This is a genomic window from Streptomyces sp. NPDC086023, assembly GCF_044540325.1.
Taxonomy (GTDB): Bacteria; Actinomycetota; Actinomycetes; order Streptomycetales; family Streptomycetaceae; genus Streptomyces.
Genome location: NZ_JBITRX010000012.1, coordinates 1 through 16,224, shown reverse-complemented (window position 1 = coordinate 16,224; position 16,224 = coordinate 1). Strand labels below are relative to the sequence as shown.

At 67.2% G+C, this 16,224-nt stretch carries 11 protein-coding genes; 8 read left to right on the top strand and 3 right to left on the bottom strand.

Translation table 11 applies throughout. The features are described 5' to 3' along the window. Positions 1-344 precede the first annotated feature (344 nt). Positions 345-7,184 carry a polymorphic toxin-type HINT domain-containing protein gene (locus ACIF6F_RS23315; RefSeq protein WP_399949586.1) on the top strand — a complete coding sequence of 2,280 codons (6,840 nt, stop codon included), beginning with the start codon at positions 345-347 and terminating at the stop codon, positions 7,182-7,184. A 12-nt stretch (positions 7,185-7,196) separates the two neighbouring features. Then, on the top strand, positions 7,197-7,703 hold the full coding sequence (locus ACIF6F_RS23310) for a hypothetical protein (protein ID WP_399949584.1): 507 nt from the start codon (positions 7,197-7,199) through the stop codon (positions 7,701-7,703). A gap of 116 nt (positions 7,704-7,819) precedes the next feature. Here the strand turns inward: ACIF6F_RS23310 and ACIF6F_RS23305 are convergent, their stop codons facing one another. Genes ACIF6F_RS23305 through ACIF6F_RS23295 form a run of 3 tightly spaced genes read right to left on the bottom strand, consistent with a single transcriptional unit; the run spans position 7,820 to position 11,015 of the window. Then, positions 7,820-9,127 (bottom strand): tyrosine-type recombinase/integrase, encoded by a 1,308-nt coding sequence (locus ACIF6F_RS23305; protein WP_399949582.1) that lies wholly within the window; start codon positions 9,125-9,127, stop codon positions 7,820-7,822. Continuing rightward, on the bottom strand, positions 9,127-9,318 hold the full coding sequence (locus ACIF6F_RS23300) for a helix-turn-helix domain-containing protein (protein WP_399949580.1): 192 nt from the start codon (positions 9,316-9,318) through the stop codon (positions 9,127-9,129). Before ACIF6F_RS23300 ends, ACIF6F_RS23305 begins: the two co-directional genes overlap by 1 nt. Continuing rightward, the gene (locus ACIF6F_RS23295) at positions 9,315-11,015 is read right to left on the bottom strand and encodes a replication initiator (RefSeq protein ID WP_399949578.1); all 1,701 of its coding nucleotides are present in this window, start codon (positions 11,013-11,015) and stop codon (positions 9,315-9,317) included. The genes ACIF6F_RS23300 and ACIF6F_RS23295 overlap by 4 nt, the downstream gene beginning before the upstream one ends. Before the next feature lie 328 nt (positions 11,016-11,343). On the opposite strand from ACIF6F_RS23295, the gene ACIF6F_RS23290 reads away from it, so the two are divergent. From ACIF6F_RS23290 to ACIF6F_RS23265, 6 genes are all read left to right on the top strand, one after another. After that, complete coding sequence (locus tag ACIF6F_RS23290; RefSeq protein WP_298555283.1) at positions 11,344-11,766, top strand: winged helix-turn-helix domain-containing protein; 423 nt, start codon at positions 11,344-11,346, stop codon at positions 11,764-11,766. A 614-nt stretch (positions 11,767-12,380) separates the two neighbouring features. Continuing rightward, a complete protein-coding gene (locus ACIF6F_RS23285; protein WP_319168565.1) occupies positions 12,381-12,578 on the top strand; it encodes a hypothetical protein in 198 nt (65 codons plus the stop codon). 9 nt (positions 12,579-12,587) lie between these two features. Beyond that, positions 12,588-12,992, top strand: coding sequence for a type II toxin-antitoxin system VapC family toxin (locus ACIF6F_RS23280; RefSeq protein ID WP_399949575.1), 405 nt, complete (start codon positions 12,588-12,590; stop codon positions 12,990-12,992). A 748-nt stretch (positions 12,993-13,740) separates the two neighbouring features. After that, positions 13,741-14,133 (top strand): hypothetical protein, encoded by a 393-nt coding sequence (locus ACIF6F_RS23275; RefSeq protein ID WP_399949573.1) that lies wholly within the window; start codon positions 13,741-13,743, stop codon positions 14,131-14,133. A gap of 722 nt (positions 14,134-14,855) precedes the next feature. Next, entirely contained in the window at positions 14,856-15,377 is a 522-nt protein-coding gene (locus ACIF6F_RS23270) for a hypothetical protein (protein WP_399949572.1), read from the top strand. A 415-nt stretch (positions 15,378-15,792) separates the two neighbouring features. Beyond that, a complete protein-coding gene (locus tag ACIF6F_RS23265) occupies positions 15,793-16,146 on the top strand; it encodes a transposase (protein WP_399949570.1) in 354 nt (117 codons plus the stop codon). Positions 16,147-16,224 lie beyond the last annotated feature (78 nt).

The following is a 16,224-nucleotide window of genomic DNA, read 5'->3' as shown; positions in this document are numbered from 1 at the left end:
GAGCGGGCCCGGGGACGGGTGGCCGGTTCTCTTGCAATCCATCGAGACCGGGCTGCGGCCCGGTCTGCCATCTTCGGAGACCAACCGTGCGCAGATTCTTGTTGCCCACACGGGCGGCCCGAGGCGCGATTCGCGTCCGCAGCCGCCAGATACCACTCATCGGGGCTTTGGCCCTCACCTTGACCGTACCCAGCCCACTGGTGCCCCTGGCAGCGGCAGCGGAAGGAAGCCCCCTGCCGGCCGCCCGCTACACGGCGCGGGATGCCAAGGTGAACGCTCCCGATCCCAAGGCAGCCAAAGCGGTCCAAGAACAGCTCGCCCATGCCCGGGCCGCCACTGAGGCCATGGCAGCGCGCGCCAGGGGCGACAAGGCCACGACATGGCCTGCCGCCACCACCTTCACTCCGGCCATCGGCGACCAGTCGGCAGCACTGCGGCAGATCGTGCGTGTGAGGGCCGCGGCCGCGGGCAAGAGCGCCTCCAAGACTGCCGCCGCGTCCTTGGACGCTACGGCGGTGAGAGTCCTGGACCAGCAGGCCGCACGCAGGGCGGGCGTCGTCGGGGTCCTGTTCACCGCCGCGCCCCAGCAGGCCGGCCCTGCCGAGGTCAGCGTCGACTACTCGTCGTTCGCCTCCGCCGTCGGCGGCAACTGGTCCGCGCAGCTGGGGCTGGTCTCGCTGCCCGCCTGTGCTCTGACCACTCCGCAGAAGCCCGAGTGCCGCAAGACCACGAAGCTCGTGTCCAGCAACAGCCTGAAGACGCGGACCGTCACTGCCCGGGTCAACCTTGCCGGCCCCTCGATCGGGCCGGAGGCGCGAGCCGTAGGCGGCTCGGCACCTCAGGCTTCCGTCTTCGCCGTCACTGCCGATGCGGCAGCGCCGGCCAAGGGAGCGGGCATGAGCACCGCCACCCCCCTGTCGGCGTCCTCGACCTGGCAGGCTGGCAACTCCTCCGGGTCCTTCTCCTGGTCCTACCCGATCGGTGTCCCTCCAGCCGCTGCCGGGCCGGTTCCCACCGTGCGGCTGTCCTACGACTCCGGCAGCGTGGACGGCCGTACCGCGAACACGAACAACCAGGGCTCTCAGGTCGGCGAGGGCTTTGACCTGCCCATGTCCTACGTCGAGCGCAAGTACGGTTCGTGCAAGGACGACGGCCAGGGCGACACGAAGTACGACCTTTGCTGGAAGTACGACAACGCGTCCCTGGTCCTGAACGGCAAGGCCACCGAGCTCGTCAAGGACGAGTCCGACGCCACAGGCCGGACCTGGCGCATGAAGGACGACGACGCCTCGCGGGTGTACCGCGAGACCGGCGCCGACAGCACCGACGACGGTGACCCGCTGACGGACCCGAATGACAAGGACGGCGAGTACTGGCGCGTCGTCACCGGCGACGGTACTTCCTACACGTTCGGCTTGAACAAGCTGCCCGGTGCACCGGACACGGATCGCACCAACTCGGTGTGGACCGTCCCCGTCTACGGCGACGACGCCGGCGAACCGGGTTACAAGAAGGGGACCTTTTTCAGCGGCCGTTCGGTCCAGCAGGCCTGGCGCTGGAACCTCGACCTGGTCCAGGACCTGCGTGGCAACGCCTCCACGTACTGGTACACCAAGGAGGGCAACTACTACGCCAAGAACGGCGACAAGACCGCCCTCGGCAGCTACACCCGCGGCGGCTACCTGAAGGAGATCAAGTACGGCCAGCGGGCCGACGCCCTCTTCACCGGCGTCGCCTCCGGCAAGGTCGCCTTCACCTATGCAGAGCGCTGCTTCGCCACGGACTGCACGTCACTGAACCAGGACACGTCGGACAACTGGCCCGACGTTCCGTTCCATGCCATCTGCTCGTCGACGGACACCGACTGCGAGGCGACCGGGCCGTCGTTCTTCACCCGCAAGCGCCTCACAAGCATCGACACGTACGTCTGGTCCACGTCCTCGGAGCCCGACGCGTACACCGCCGTCGACTCGTACGCCCTCACCCAGAAGTACCTCGACGGCGCGGACATCGGTGACACCAGCGACAAGAGCCTGGCCCTGATGTCGATCGAACGCACAGCGAAGCACGGCACCGACATCCCGCTCAAGCCCATCGACTTCACGTACCAGATGCGGGCCAACCGGGTCGACGCCGAAGACGACGACATCCTGCCCCTGCACCGTCCCCGGATCCAGACCATCACCTCAGAGACCGGAGCTGTCACCACGGTGGCCCTCTCCTCGGAGGACGAGTGCACGGCCGCGATGGCCAAGCCGGCCGAGGATCAGAACACCCTCCCGTGCTATCCCGTCTGGTGGCCCGTCAATGGTGGGGACGCGGAGCTGGACTGGTTCCACAAGTACCGCGTCCTGGCCGTCTCCACCGCCGACGCTCATGGCGACAGCGCAACGACGCACAACACCTACGAGTACGCCAACCCCGCCTGGCACTACAACGACGACCCCATGACTCCTGAGAAGGAGCGCACCTGGTCGATCTGGCGCGGCTACGGGCGGGTCACCACCTACTCCGGCACGACGGACACGGACCGCACGAAGACCGTCCAGGTCTTCATGCAGGGCATGAACGGGGACCGGCTCAAGAACACCGACCCCACGACCAACACGCCGCGGCGCAGCGCCACCGTCACGCCGATCGACATCGACGGCAGCGGCCCCATCTCGATCACCTCCTGGGTGGACAACGACCAGTACGCCGGCTTCCTGCGCCAGCAGGTCACCTACAACGGGTCGACTCCCGTGGCCTCAACCATCGACAATCCGTACAGCGACCTGACCATCAGTCAGCAGAGGTCGTATGCCGACATCAAGGCCTACTACGTCCGCACCCAGCGCTCGTACCAATACACGTACCTGACCGCCTCCAACAGCTGGCGCCGGACGCACACGGACTTCGAGTACGACGGATACGGCATGGTCAAGCAGGTCAACTCCGCCGGCGACTCGAACAAGTCCGGCGACGAGACGTGCACGCGCACGTGGTACGCCCGCAATACCGCCATCGGTCTGATCAACCTGGCTTCCCGAAGCCGCACGGTGACAGGCTCCTGCACGGACGCCGACGGCAAGACGATCACCGATGACAAGCTGGATCTGCCGACCAGCTTCACGAGCCGCGGGGACGTCATCGCGGACAAGGCAACCGTCTACGACGATGCCACCGTGACCGGCTGGGCGCCGGGGCAGGTTCCCTCGAAGGGCCTCGCCACCTGGACCGGCCGGGCCAAGTCCTACCCCGCGGTCAACGGCGACGAGGACCGCAACCCCGTGGAGAGCGGTGGGTGGCAGACGGCGGCCACCACTACATACGACACGCTCGGCCGACCTCTGACCGTCACGAACGGCTCCGGACAAACGACGACGACGAAGTACGTCCCGGCAAGCGCGGGCCCGCTGACCGCGCAGTCCGTCACGAGCCCGAAGCTGGCCTCGAACGGGCAGGAGCACGTAACCGTCTCGTACTACGACCCTGCCTTCGGCAAGGTCACTCGCATCTACGACGCCAACAACAAGCGCAGCGACACCACCTATGACGCGCTGGGCCGCACGACGGCGACCTGGCTGCCCAATCGCGACCGTGATTCGGGCGAGTCGGCCAACGTGAAGCACGCCTACTCGTTTGATCGAGCTGCGGCCCCGTGGAGCAGCACGTCGACGCTCCGTGCGGACGGCGAGAGCTACCGCACCAGCTACACCATCGTCGACTCGATGCTGAGGCCTCTGCAGACCCAGACCCCGGCCGCGATCACGGGGCGGATCCTCACTGACACCCGTTACGACTCCCGGGGTCTGGTGATCGACAGCCGCTCCGGCATCTACGACGCGGACAGCACTGCCAGCGGCATCTACAAGCGAGCGGGCATCAGCGAAACTCCGGCCCGCACGCTGACCACGTATGACGCGGTTGGCCGACCGACCACGTCGGAGTTCCAGGTCGGGGGGGTCACGAAGTGGACCACGACCACCAGCTACACCGGCGACTCCGTGGCCACCACCGCCCCGGACGGAGGCACCGCGACCCGCGTCATATCCGACGCCCTCGGACGCACTGCCGAGACCCGTACGTACGCCGGCACGAAGCCCGATGACGCGGCCTACGGCGCCACCCTCGGGACCTCCTACACGAGTGTCAAGAACACCTACACGGTCGACAATCTCCCCGCCACGATGACCGGCCCTGACGGCGCGAAGTGGTCGTACACCTACGACCTCTACGGTCGTCAGCGCACCGCGTCCGACCCTGACAAGGGCACGTCCACCACCTACTACACCGCGCTGGACCAGATCTCCAGTGTTGAAGACGGCCGCGGCATCACCACCCTCTTCGCGTACGACGAGCTCGGCCGCAAGACCGGCATGTGGAAGAGCAGCCGCACGGACACCAACAAGCTCGCCGCCTGGACTTACGACAGCGTCTTCAAGGGCCTGCCGACCGCGTCCATCCGCTACGAAGGCGGCATAGCCGGCGACAAGTACACCAAGGAAGTCACCGCCTACGACTCCTTGAACCGGCCCACCACCACTCAGCTCAAGCTTCCGACGGACGACCCACTGGTCACCTCGGGAGCGGTGCAGGCAACGACCGAGTTCCGCGTCAACCACCGTCTCGACGGCACGGTCTCGCAGCTCTTCGAGCCCGCGGCCGCGGGGCTGGCCTCCGAAATCGTCGGCACCAACTACAACGCTTACGACCTGCCCACCAAGCTCGGCGGCACCAGCGGCTACGTCCAGAACGTGACCTACACCGAGTACGGCGAGGCCTGGTCCATGGACCTCGCGCGCTCCGAAGCCGTCGGCGTCGCCAAGGCCAGGATCAGCAACACCTACGAAGACGGAACCCGCCGCCTGATCAACACCAAGATCAGCGACGAGACCCACTCCGGTCCGCTGCAGGACCTCACCTACACGTACGACCAGGCCGGCAACGTCCTGTCCATAGCCGATCCGGTCAGCTCCATCAGCGGAGCCGACTACCAGTGCTTCGCCTACGACGGCCAGCGCCGCCTCACCGAAGCCTGGACCCCCAAGACGAACAACTGCTCCGCCGCCGGACGCACCACCGACAACCTCGACGGCGCCGCCCCCTACTGGAAGAGCTACACCTACAACACCGCCGGCCAGCGGGCCAGCGAAACCACCCACACCTCCACCAGCACCTCGACCCGCACCTACTGCTACGACCCCGCGCGGCCACACGCCCTCCAGGCGACGACCACCAGCGGCACCAGTTGCACCGGCATCACCCCGCAGTACACCTACGACGACGCGGGCAACACCACCAAGCGCCTCCGTGCGCCCTCCAGCACCACCAGCCAGTCACTGCTCTGGAACACGGAGGGCAAGCTCAGCAAGCTCACCGAGGGCACCGACGTCACCGACTACCTCTACGACGCCGACGGCGAGCTCCTGATTCGCCGCAACGCGACGGGCGAAACGGTCCTCTACGCCGGAAACACCGAGGTCCACCTCGACGGCACCAAGAAGTGGGCCAACCGCTACTACTCCCTCGGTGGACAGCGCGTAGCCGTCCGGAGCACCGAGACCGGCACGTCCAAGGTCTCGTTCCTCGGCGGCGACCACCACGGCACGTCGAGCGTGAGCATCGACAGCGGCGAGGAGCAGACCGCCAGCAAGCGCTACATCACCCCGTTCGGCGCCCCGCGCGGCAACGGCGTCGGGGAGTGGCCGGACGACAAGCGTTTCCTCGGGAAGTCAGCGGACACCAACACCGCGCTCACCCACATCGGCGCCCGGGAGTACGACCCGTACGCGGGCCAGTTCCTGAGCGTCGACCCGATCCTGACTCTGGACCAGCACCAATCCCTCAACGGCTACAGCTATGCCACGAACAACCCGGTCAGCTTCAGCGACCCGACTGGTCTGCAGCGTCCGGCCGACGACTGGGAGCCCCCGAAGCAGGAGCACGAGATCGAGGGTGGCAAGGGCGGCCAGGACGACACCCGCGGCACGAGCGGGGTCGGCTCACAGGAAATCGTCACCAGCACCGACAAGGGCAACACCTTCACCGTCGTCAACGAAACGGTGATCGTCTACCCCGAGGTCACCATCCCGCTGAACTGGGACCACGCAGCCCAGTTCATCGACAAGTTCAACTCCTACATCCAGGGCAATTGCGGACGCTCCTACGGATCGGCCGCCTGCCAGTGGACGAGCCCCGAAGGACCTTCCGCACACGCCCGGATGTACGCGGTCATGGTGGCGTGCGGCGCAGTCGCGGGCGGTTGCGGTGACGTCGACGTCTTCACCTGGACGAAGATGCTCGCCGCAGGCGCCGAATCCGGCGTGATTGCGGGTGGGTCCGACGGCAACGGCACAGGCGTCTACGGCCTTCGTGCGGCCAAGGGAGCTGGACGCAGCGGCTGGACGAGCAACAGGAACTACGGCTCAGGCTGCACCCAGTGCTTCCTCGCCGGCACCGACGTCCTGATGGCCGATGGCTCCACCAAGGACATCGAGGACGTCGAAATCGGTGACCAGGTCCTGGCAACCGACCCGGAGACTGGCAAGACCGGCGCACGTGAAGTAACCCGCCTCATCAAGACCGCGGACGACAAGCACTTCAACCGTCTGTCCATCGCCACCGAAAACGGCATCGAGACCCTCACCGCCACCTACGAGCACCCCTTCTGGTCCCCGTCCGCCCGCGCGTGGATGAATGCCCAGGACCTGAAGCCGGGAATGACGCTTCTGACCGACGACGGCACCACCGTCATCGTCACCGGCAACAAGCCCTTCTCGAAGCACGCCACCACCTACAACCTCACCGTCGCCGACCTCCACACGTACTATGTGCTGGCGGGCGAGACGCCGGTGCTCGTTCACAACAGCAATGGATGCGTGAACTGGGCCTCCAACAGCGTTAAAACGTGGGGTCATACATTCAAGACTCATGGCGCCGGAGCGAAGAACACGAAGGCTCTGACCGATCGCGCTCGTAGCACCAATAATCAGCAAGGTCAGTGGCTGGACAATGATGCCGCGGCAGAGTTCTTGAAGGGACTCCATGTCGAAGGAGCCGGGCCCAGGTCGGTGCGCATTCCGGACGGACTGGGGCAGGTGATTATGCCGGATGGGAGTATCGTCCAAGCGCGGGCAGCTACCATCATCCCGAGTCCAAATGGGCTGTACAAGACGGGATTCCCGATCATTGGTCCGAACTAGGAGGCTGGAGAGATGAGCTTCTCCGTGTCGTTCAATCCGGCCGTGCCGTCAGGTGCTGTGTCTCCTGCTTCAGCGGGTCTGGAGCCGGGTGACGATTACGAAACCCTGGTCATGGAGGCGTGTAGCGCCCTCTCTGATGCTGGAGGCAGCAGGTTCCACATTGGCGGCTTCGGGAGTGATGAGTGGCCGCTCGATGTCGCCTATGACTTGTCTGCCTTCTTGGAGCAGCTCCCGTCGCTTCTGGCGGGTGTGCGCGACCGTCGCGAAGTCGAGGTGGATCTCTACTCGCAGGGCATCGAGAGGACTTTGATTTTCCGCCCAAGCGGGGATCTCGTGATGATTCACTGCGAGTCGCGGACCAATTGGGTTCCAAACCCAGAGCGCGAGAGCATTGCACAGAGTGAGCTAGTCGCGATGCTCTCGAAATTGGCCGAAGACTTCGCCAGAGGGTTGAAGGCGATCAATTCCGAACTGTCGGAGGTCGCACCATTCGAGCGTTGGTTGGAGGGTGAGGTGTAGCCTCGCTGCTCGATCCCGCAACCCTCGCGCTGGATAGCAGCAGCAAACTTGAAGCCCCGTCAGGTACGTCCTGGCGGGGCTTCTGCGGTGGGTGACGGCAGTAGTTGACGGCAACGTCAGTGGACGGTGGCTCCGTACAGCGGCGGGTCGCCGCCGTCGTCGCGGGTCGACTCGTCGTTGGCAGGACCGTCAAGCGCGGTGCTGAGGGTGTCGATGGCGTCGCGCTGGAGGCGGAGCCTTACGTGGGCGTAGACGGTGGCGGTGACGCCGATGTGGGCGTGGCCGAGGAGTTCCTTGATCACGACGAGTTCGACTCCCTGCTCCAGGAGCAGCGTCGCGGTCGAATGGCGGAGGTCATGAAATCGGATGCGCCGGAGGCCGGCCTTGCGGAGGAGCATGGTGAAGGTCCGGGTGAGGTTGGTCGGGTCGATCGGCCTGCCCTGCGGCGTGGTGAACACGTAACCGCTGTGCCGCCACGCGGTGCCCGCGGTATCCCGTTCGCGCTGCTGCTCCTCATGGTGGTGCTTCAGCGACTGGAGGCAGCGGGCAGGGAGGGCGATGCGGCGCTCGGAGGACCGGGTCTTGGTGGGCAACGTGATGAGTCCGCCCGTGCTTGTGCGCTGCAAGGTGCGGCGGACGACAGCCGTGCCACGGTCAAGGTCGAGGTCTTCCCAGCGGAGGCCGAGAAGTTCGCCTTTGCGGAGTCCGGTGTGGAGTGCGAGTTCGAACAGGGCATGGAGCCGGTGTCCACGCGCGGCTGTGAGGAATTGGCGGGCTTCGTCGGCGGTGAGGGGTTCGAAGCGTCGGGGCCGTGGGGTGCCGGTGCGGACATTACGGGCCACGTTGCGAGGGATTTCCTCCTCGCGCACGGCGTGCTCCAGGGCGGACTTGAGCACAGAGTGGATGTAGGTGAGCGTCAGCGGGGAGAGCAGCTTGCGGCAGCACGATCCGACGGCGCAGCAACGGGGCTCATCACGCCCCGCATCAATGCCTCGCGCACAGCACTGGCATGTGGTGCGGAGCTGGTTGAGCCAGGTGCGGACGTCCTTGGCGGTGAGCTTGGTGAGCTTCTTCTTGCCGAGGCCAGGGATGAGGTACCGGTTGACGCAGGCGGTGTAGCGGGTGTGGGTGTTCTCGCGGAGCTGGTGGACGGCGACGTTCTCCAGCCAGTACGTCAGGTACGCAGCCAGGCTGCCCTGCGCGGAGGGGACGGGGAGCCCGCGGTTGCTGGCAGCGATCTTCTCGGTGAGCTTGACCAGCGCTTCCTTGCGGGTGCTGCCATAGACGCGGACGCGCTTGCGAGTGTTACCGGGGGCGAGGACGTATCCAGCGGCCTCCCAGCGGCTGTCCTTGCGCTGGTAGACGGTTCCGTCGCCGTTGGCGCGGGTGCGGCGGGAGGCGGGGGTGTCTCGGGGCGTGGTCATCAGGCGGCGGCTTCCTGGTCGAGGCGGGTACGGATGAAGTCGGTGAGGGCGTGGGCGGGGATGCGGCGGGCGCGGCCGAGGGTGAGGGAGGCGAGCTGGCGGGTGCGGATGAGGTCGTAGACGGCGGTGCGGCCGAGTTGGAGGCGTTCCATGACCTGGGGGACGGTGAGGAGTTCCGTGCTGGCGGTCACGCGACGGCCCCCGGCCGGACAGCACTGGTCAGCCGATCAGTGGAGTGACTGACCGGGTGACCGGCGCGGTCGCCGGAGTGCTTCGAGCGTCGGGTTCGGGTCGGTTGCTCGGGTCGGGTCTGCCGTTGTGCGGCCAGGAGGTTGGCGAGGTGTTCGAGTTCGGGCAGGAGGCCGGTTCCGGCGTACTGCCAGTGGGAGATGACCAGCGTCGTGTCCGAACCGTCGGGCCGTGCGGCGATATCGCGGTGACCGGGATGGTGACCTGTGGAATGACCGTGACCGGGTCGGTGACCGGGGGCCAGGTCGGTGGGGTGTCCGGCGCGGTCACTGACCGGACTGTCGTCTATCTGGCCGGCCTGCGTCTCAGCCGGGGCTGGGGTGTGGGTGTCGGGTCGGCCGGTTCGCCAGGCGGTGCGTTCGACTCGGAGGTGGGTGAGGGTGGTGGAGTAGTGGCGGGTGCGGGTGGAGAAGTGGCCTCGGAAGCCGAGCATGTGGGCCCATTGGCGTAGGCGGAGGTGGGCGTGCCGTCGTTTGGTGGCGAGGTGCCAGGCGGTGTGGATCATGCGGCGGGCGTGGTCGGTGATGTCGTGGGTGGCGAGTTCGGCGAGGAGGCGGAGTCGGCGGTCGAGGGTGCCGGTGGTGGTCTCGGCTCCCTTGGTGGCGTACTTGGCGATGTAGGCGGCGACGTGCCGGTCGGTGACCGGGCCGCCGGTGAAGTCGGTGCTGCGGATCGCCCGGACATCTATTTGCCGCCCGAACCGGAACACCAACCGCCCTGCCCGATCTGAGCCTTGGGGCTGGGACGCGGGGATGTCCCCGGCGGGCTGTGGTTGCTTCGGCGGTTGGCCCTTGTGGTGGACGCGGGTGCGTGTGGCGGCGGCGCGGACGGCGTGGTCGAGGAGCTGGGTGGTGGCCCAGTCGGGTGGTGTGCTGGTGGGGCCTGTGGGTCCGTCGAGGCGGATGACGGCGTGGAAGTGGATCTGGCCGCGTTTCTGGTACTCGGCGACCTTGGCGTAGGAGAGGGTGGCGTGGTGGCGCAGGGTCCGCTGGGTGAGGCCGGCGGCCTTGGCGATCTCCCGCCGCAGGTGGGTGGTGAAGCGTGCCCACAGGGCCGGGGCGTGGGCGTTCCACAGGACCGCGCCGGTGTAGTCGTAGTGCTCGGGATCGAGCGGGGTGCCGAGGAGCGGGTCGTCGTCGGGGTGGGTGTGGCCGCAGTGGCAGCGGCCGGTGTCGGGTTGGTTGTGGACCGGGCCGAAGCCGGGTGCGGTGAGGGTGGCGAAGACGCGGGGGTGGGCGGCGACGCTGGTGGGGACGGTCTTGCCGCCGCGTAGTCCGGCGGTGATGAGCTGGTAGGTGTCGTAGCGGTAGACGGTGGAGCAGGCGGGGCAGCGGGTGGTTCGGCGGTTGCCGCAGCGGACCAGCAGTTCGCCCGCCGGGAGTCGGCCGGATTCGAAGTGGTCGAGGATCTCGCCGGTCGCGCTGTCCAGACGGGTGCGGTGCCCGGTGAGGCGGATCGGGTGCGCGCACCCGCCGAGCGTGCTGATCTGTCGTGCGAGGGGTGCGAGTTGGCCGGTGGCGGCGAGCTTCGCCAGCCTGGCGGTGAGCCTGGCTCGGCGCTCCAGCGCCGAATGCCGACGGGCGAACGCGTCGGTGGTGCCGTGTGTCGAGGTGGGCGGCAGTTGGAGCTGTGCGGGCATGGGTGGATGGCCCTTTCGGCGGAAGGCGGAAGGTGAGAGGGGCGACGCGGGTGCGTGGGCAGGCCGAAGCGTTCGACCTCACAGGGGAACGGGCGCCTCGTGGGTGGGCGCGGACGCCGGGACCGGCGAGGTCTGGGCGGCGTGGGCGCGGTGGTGATCACCGGCGGGTGCGTGACGTTAACATCGCCCCACGGGCGCATTCAAGTGCATCCCTCCTCATTCCTTTCTGTAGGTGGCGGGACGCGGGTAGTGTGGGGCCGGTTTCCCGGTTTGGACGGGCCGGAAATACCTGATAGTGGGCACGGAAGGCGACGGGGTGGCGAGCGTGATGACGACGCGGCGCGGGCGCAGGCAGGCGGGCGGCGGGGTGCAGCTGACGTTCGAGGTCATCGCCGAGACCCTGCGGGAGCAGATCCACTCCGGGCGACTGAAGCCGGGCGACGCGCTGCCGACGCAGACCGCGTTGATGCGGGAGTTCGGGGCCTCCAGCCTGACCGTGCAGAAGGCCATGACCCTGCTGAAGCAGGACGGCTGGGCGGTCTCCCGGCCCGGCAAGGGCGCCTTCGTCGCCCACCACGACCAGGCCGACGCGGATGCTCTCGATCACCCGGAAGCGGCCGCCCCGGCAGGTGGGACGGCGGCCCGAGTCGAGGCACTGGAGCAGGCGTTGGCCGAGGCGGTCGAGCAGCTCGCCGAGCTCCGCGCCCGCGTCGCAGTTCTGGAAGCGGGCAACGATGAGCCCGGCCACTGACCCCGTTCCGGGTAGACCTGGGTGACCTGGGCCCTGCGTCCAGATTTTCTGTACGAGGTTCAAGGCGGGCCCCGCCCGCATTGGCTGACCGCCGCCGCCGACAAGCCCGCCGTTCGCTCGGGAGGCCAGCCGCCCCGGCAAGGGAACGGTCCAGGACTGCGAGAGCGGCAACCGACCAGATTGCCGGGATGACCGGAACCGGGCTCCTGGCGGAGCAAGTTGTCGCCGACGACCGTCCTACGGCCGGATCGCAGGCACAGGGCCGACCAGGAGGCCGACCCTTCACGTCCGTCACCGGGCTCACCGAGGACGGTAGCCAGCGTCGCCTCCGGCGGGGAGCGAAGCTCCCAGCGCCCCACCATCGGCCGATCCCGCCCACGAACGCGCTGATGCAGCAGACCAAGTGCCTGCCCCGTTCGCCGTCCCGGCCTACGGCCCCCTGCCCATACCCGACCCACCCCAGGCAGGCCACCGGCCCAAGATCCCGCCAGCACCTACGAGGACCGGCGCACGCACGTTCGGAGATCGGCTCCGTGGGGTGAAGCCCGGTGTCAGCGCGGGGCAGCCCCCGTATGCTGGCCTCGGTAGCCACACCCCGTCCCGTGGAGGTCCCGATGAGCACACCCGACGCGGAGTACTCCGGCTACCCACCGCTTCGGCCCCGCGTTTCGGTCGAGGAACTGCTGGCCGTGAAGAACACCCAGCCGATCCGGTCCCTGGACGACCTTGCCGCCGACACCTTCGAGTCGGACGAGGAACTGGAGGAGTTCCTGGCCTTCACGTACGCCGAGCGCCACCGCGACGTCGCCTGAGCCGCCGCCATGCAACCCGTCATCCTCGACACCGACGTCGCGTCGCTGTCCCACAAGCGCAAGCTCACCGGCTCGCTCGCCACCAGGCTGATCGGCCGCAAGCCGCTGATCACCTTCGTGACCTTCGGTGAACTGACCAAGTGGACCGAGATCCGCCACTGGGGCACCCGCAGCCGCCAGGAACTCGCCGACTGGCTCTCCGGCATCCCGATCCTGCCCGGCGACGAAGCCGTCGCCGCAACCTGGGGCCGCCTGTCAGCCGCAGGCATCCAGCGCGGACGCCCACGCCCGATCAACGACATGTGGATCGCGGCCTGTGCCCTCACCTACGACCTGCCGCTGGCCACGCTCAACCTCAAGGACTACGAGGACTTCCGGGCCCACCATGGTCTGCGCATCCTCGGCGCGGAGTAGCCGCTCGCCGCTGGCGCAGCCGGATCCGGCTCACAAACGAGGCAGCGGCCCGTGACCAGGCTGAGCAGAAGCCGGCTGCCGGCGCGGCGCCTCCGGCGGGGAGCAAAGCTGGCCCCCCCTCCGAGCGGCGAACCCGCCCCGCACTGCCGGACGGGCGGCCGGGCCGCTGCGAGGCCTCAGCCCCGCCTGAGGGTAAAGACCCTTGACGGCAGTAATGACGGCAACAACCACGAACAACCCCGGCCGAACCCGCACCTCGACGGACCGCCGAATATGGTCTTGACCTGCGAAAACGCAGGTAGAGAGAGCTCGCGTAGCACACGTACTATGTGCTGGCGGGCACGACCCCGATTCTGGCCCACAATAGTAATTGCCCAGATTTCAACTCTGACCTGTCTGCGGCAGTTCACTACGCGAAGCACGTCAAGGGAGTGGACGTGCGACTCAAGAAGGGAAGGCAGCGCGAACCGCGTGCCGTAGAACCCGACATGCCGGAGTTCGATCGACCAGGCGGCAGGAAGGCATACAGGCAAGCCGCTCGCGACCTCATGGGCGGCGACGGCCCCGACTCGGCAATCACCGTCCGCACAGAGAGTGGCGGCATGCATCGCTACGATCCAGCCACGGGGTACTACGGATACATGAACAGCAGCGGGAGTATCTCGACATTCTTCCGACCGGCGGATGGTCTCTCCTATTTCCGCCGAACCACGATGCGGTATCGGTAAAGCTCAGAAGGAGATACGAAATGCAGTTCCTTGAGAGATTCAGGGAATTGGCTGGCGATCTCAGACGATCCCCGGGACTAACCCCCCATCGAGCCGTCGAAGAGTGGTCAGACTTCGTCGACGATTGCGCAGAGGGGTACGAGGGAACTCTCTTTGAGTACTGGGACGACCTGACAATTCGCAGTTTTCTGCAGCGCGTAATCGACGACCCCGCAATCAAAGAGACTCCCGAACTCGCGTGGTTTAAATCAGAGATCCATCGAGCAGATGAGATCTTTGCGAGGTTGTTGGCTCAGGGGTTCGAGGTTACAGGCGGCCGTGGCTGGTGGGAGCGAAAACTCCCCCGCATCGCCGGCCATGAAATGGCCGCGAATATAAAGGAGCAGTACGGGCATGAAGTCGAAGTAATTTAGTCAAATCTCAGATCGGTACCCGCTGGTCGATAAGGCCATAGAGTCGAGTACACCTGAGGAGCTCCACGTGATTCGGCGGGGCTCCTCAGCTGTCTGACGCTGAGGTTCAAGGCGTGGAGGTGGTCCTGGGCACTGGCGGCGCTACATCTTCGTTGTGGGTGTAGGCGGCATGTGCTTCGAGGCCGCCGGGATGGTCTAGCCGGAGAGCGCGGCCGTCGGGAGAGGGCGCGCAACGCAGTGCCCGACCTCGCCATGAGCGGCCTGCCGCCATTCGCCCTCGCTGTGAAGGCCGCCACCGGCGGTCGAGGGAGGTGCACCAACCGATCGCCGAGCTGGACCGAACATCGGCGACGGCAAGGGCCGCTGGCACCACGTCCTGCGCATCTCGTTCCGCCACCCAGCGGGTCCGGCAGGCGTCACGACCGCCAGGAGAACCGAGTCCTGCGGGAGGTCGGTAGCGGCAAGCCACTCAAGAGCGACAGCAAACGTGGCTGCCGCCGCGCCGAGCCCTCCAGCAAATCCCCCAGTCGCCCTTGGCCACCAGCGGGTCTTCCCGTACCTGTGTAATCCGAGCCCGTGCGTCTCCTTCACCGAGCACATCGACGGCCGGCTGGTGCGTGCCCTCCGGGGACGTTCTCGAGCAGCCGGATGCAACGCGACAGGCGAGCCTCGCTCGTCACGACCTGCGCGAACGAGCCCGTCGTACGCTCGTCGGCTACACCGTGCTCGAACTCCCCGCGGCACAGGACGCCGTGAATCTGGCCATAGGCCGGCCACTTCACCCCAAAGACGGACTGCTCTCGTACGGCGCCGCCTGTCTCACCGTCGCTGAGGGCGACAGGACCCTGGCCGAAAAGCACCTGCGGCGCCGGCAGACGGCTGAGCTGGAAGAGCGGGATGCTCACCAACGGCTCGTCTTCCTCCAGCGTCTCCTCGCCGATCCCGATCTCCGCCTCGTGTGGTGGCTCGACCAGCACCCTGACCGCATCGGCGATCTCACCCATCTGGCCAGGGAGACGAAAGACCTCAAGCCCCCGCGCGACTCCGACCATGACGTCGTTCACGGCGAGGTCAGCCGCTTCGTCGACCGGCCGCTCACCGACATGCGTACACCGCAGCAACACGAGGTGTTCCTGCGCGCTCTCACTCAGGCCCTGCACACCCTCAGCAGCTCCGAACTCCAACAGTCGGCGGCCTCCTGGCTGCCGACCCGCCTGACCGACCCCGGAGGCCCGACCACGTGAACCTGAAGACCAGGCGCCGGCTCCTCGCCCCTGTGCGTCACTGGCGTACGTACCGTCTCATGCGGCAGCACGGGCCCACACTCGACTACGAAACAGCCTGGGCCCTGATCGCCCTGCGCCATGCCCCCGCCGAGTTCGGCTTCGTACAGCAGGCTTCACACGAGGCCGGCCCCATCGGCCCCGCGGGGTCCGTTATGACGACTGGAACTCGCTCAGCCCACACGAGTGCGCCCGTCGGGAGCGCTGGCTACGGCGGCGCGGCGCTTCACCCATCCAGCGCCTGGGCCTGCCCCAAGCGGTGATCACACGGGCCGGTCTGAGCGGGACCGACTGGGGGCGGGGAAGGGGCCTCCCCCTGAGTGGTGGACACGTTGATACTGGATCTGCTTGATCCGGAGGAAGCGAGACACCGCCGATGGCGATGAAGGACTACTCGGACGAGTTCAAGGCTGACGCTGTGGCCTTGTACGAGTCCACACCCGGGGCGACCTACAAGAGCATCGCCGCGGACCTGGGCGTCAACCGGGCCACCCTGCGTGAGTGGGTGCTGCGGGACCGGGAACGCCGAGGTGCCGGCTCGGTCGCCGCCCGGGCCGGGGGGACAGCCGCCCGAGCCACGCAGGCGACGGCGTCCGCCGATCCGGACGAGCGGATCAGGCAACTGGAGGCCCGGGTGGCCGAGCTCGAGACGAGTGAGCGGAAGCTTGCGACCGAGCGGGACATACTCCGCAAGGCGGCCAAGTATTTCGCCGGAGAGACGAACTGGTGAGGAGCCGCTTCCAGTTCGTTGACGACCACCGGGACACCTACGAGGTGAAGCGGCTCTGCGAGGTCCTCGGCCTGAACC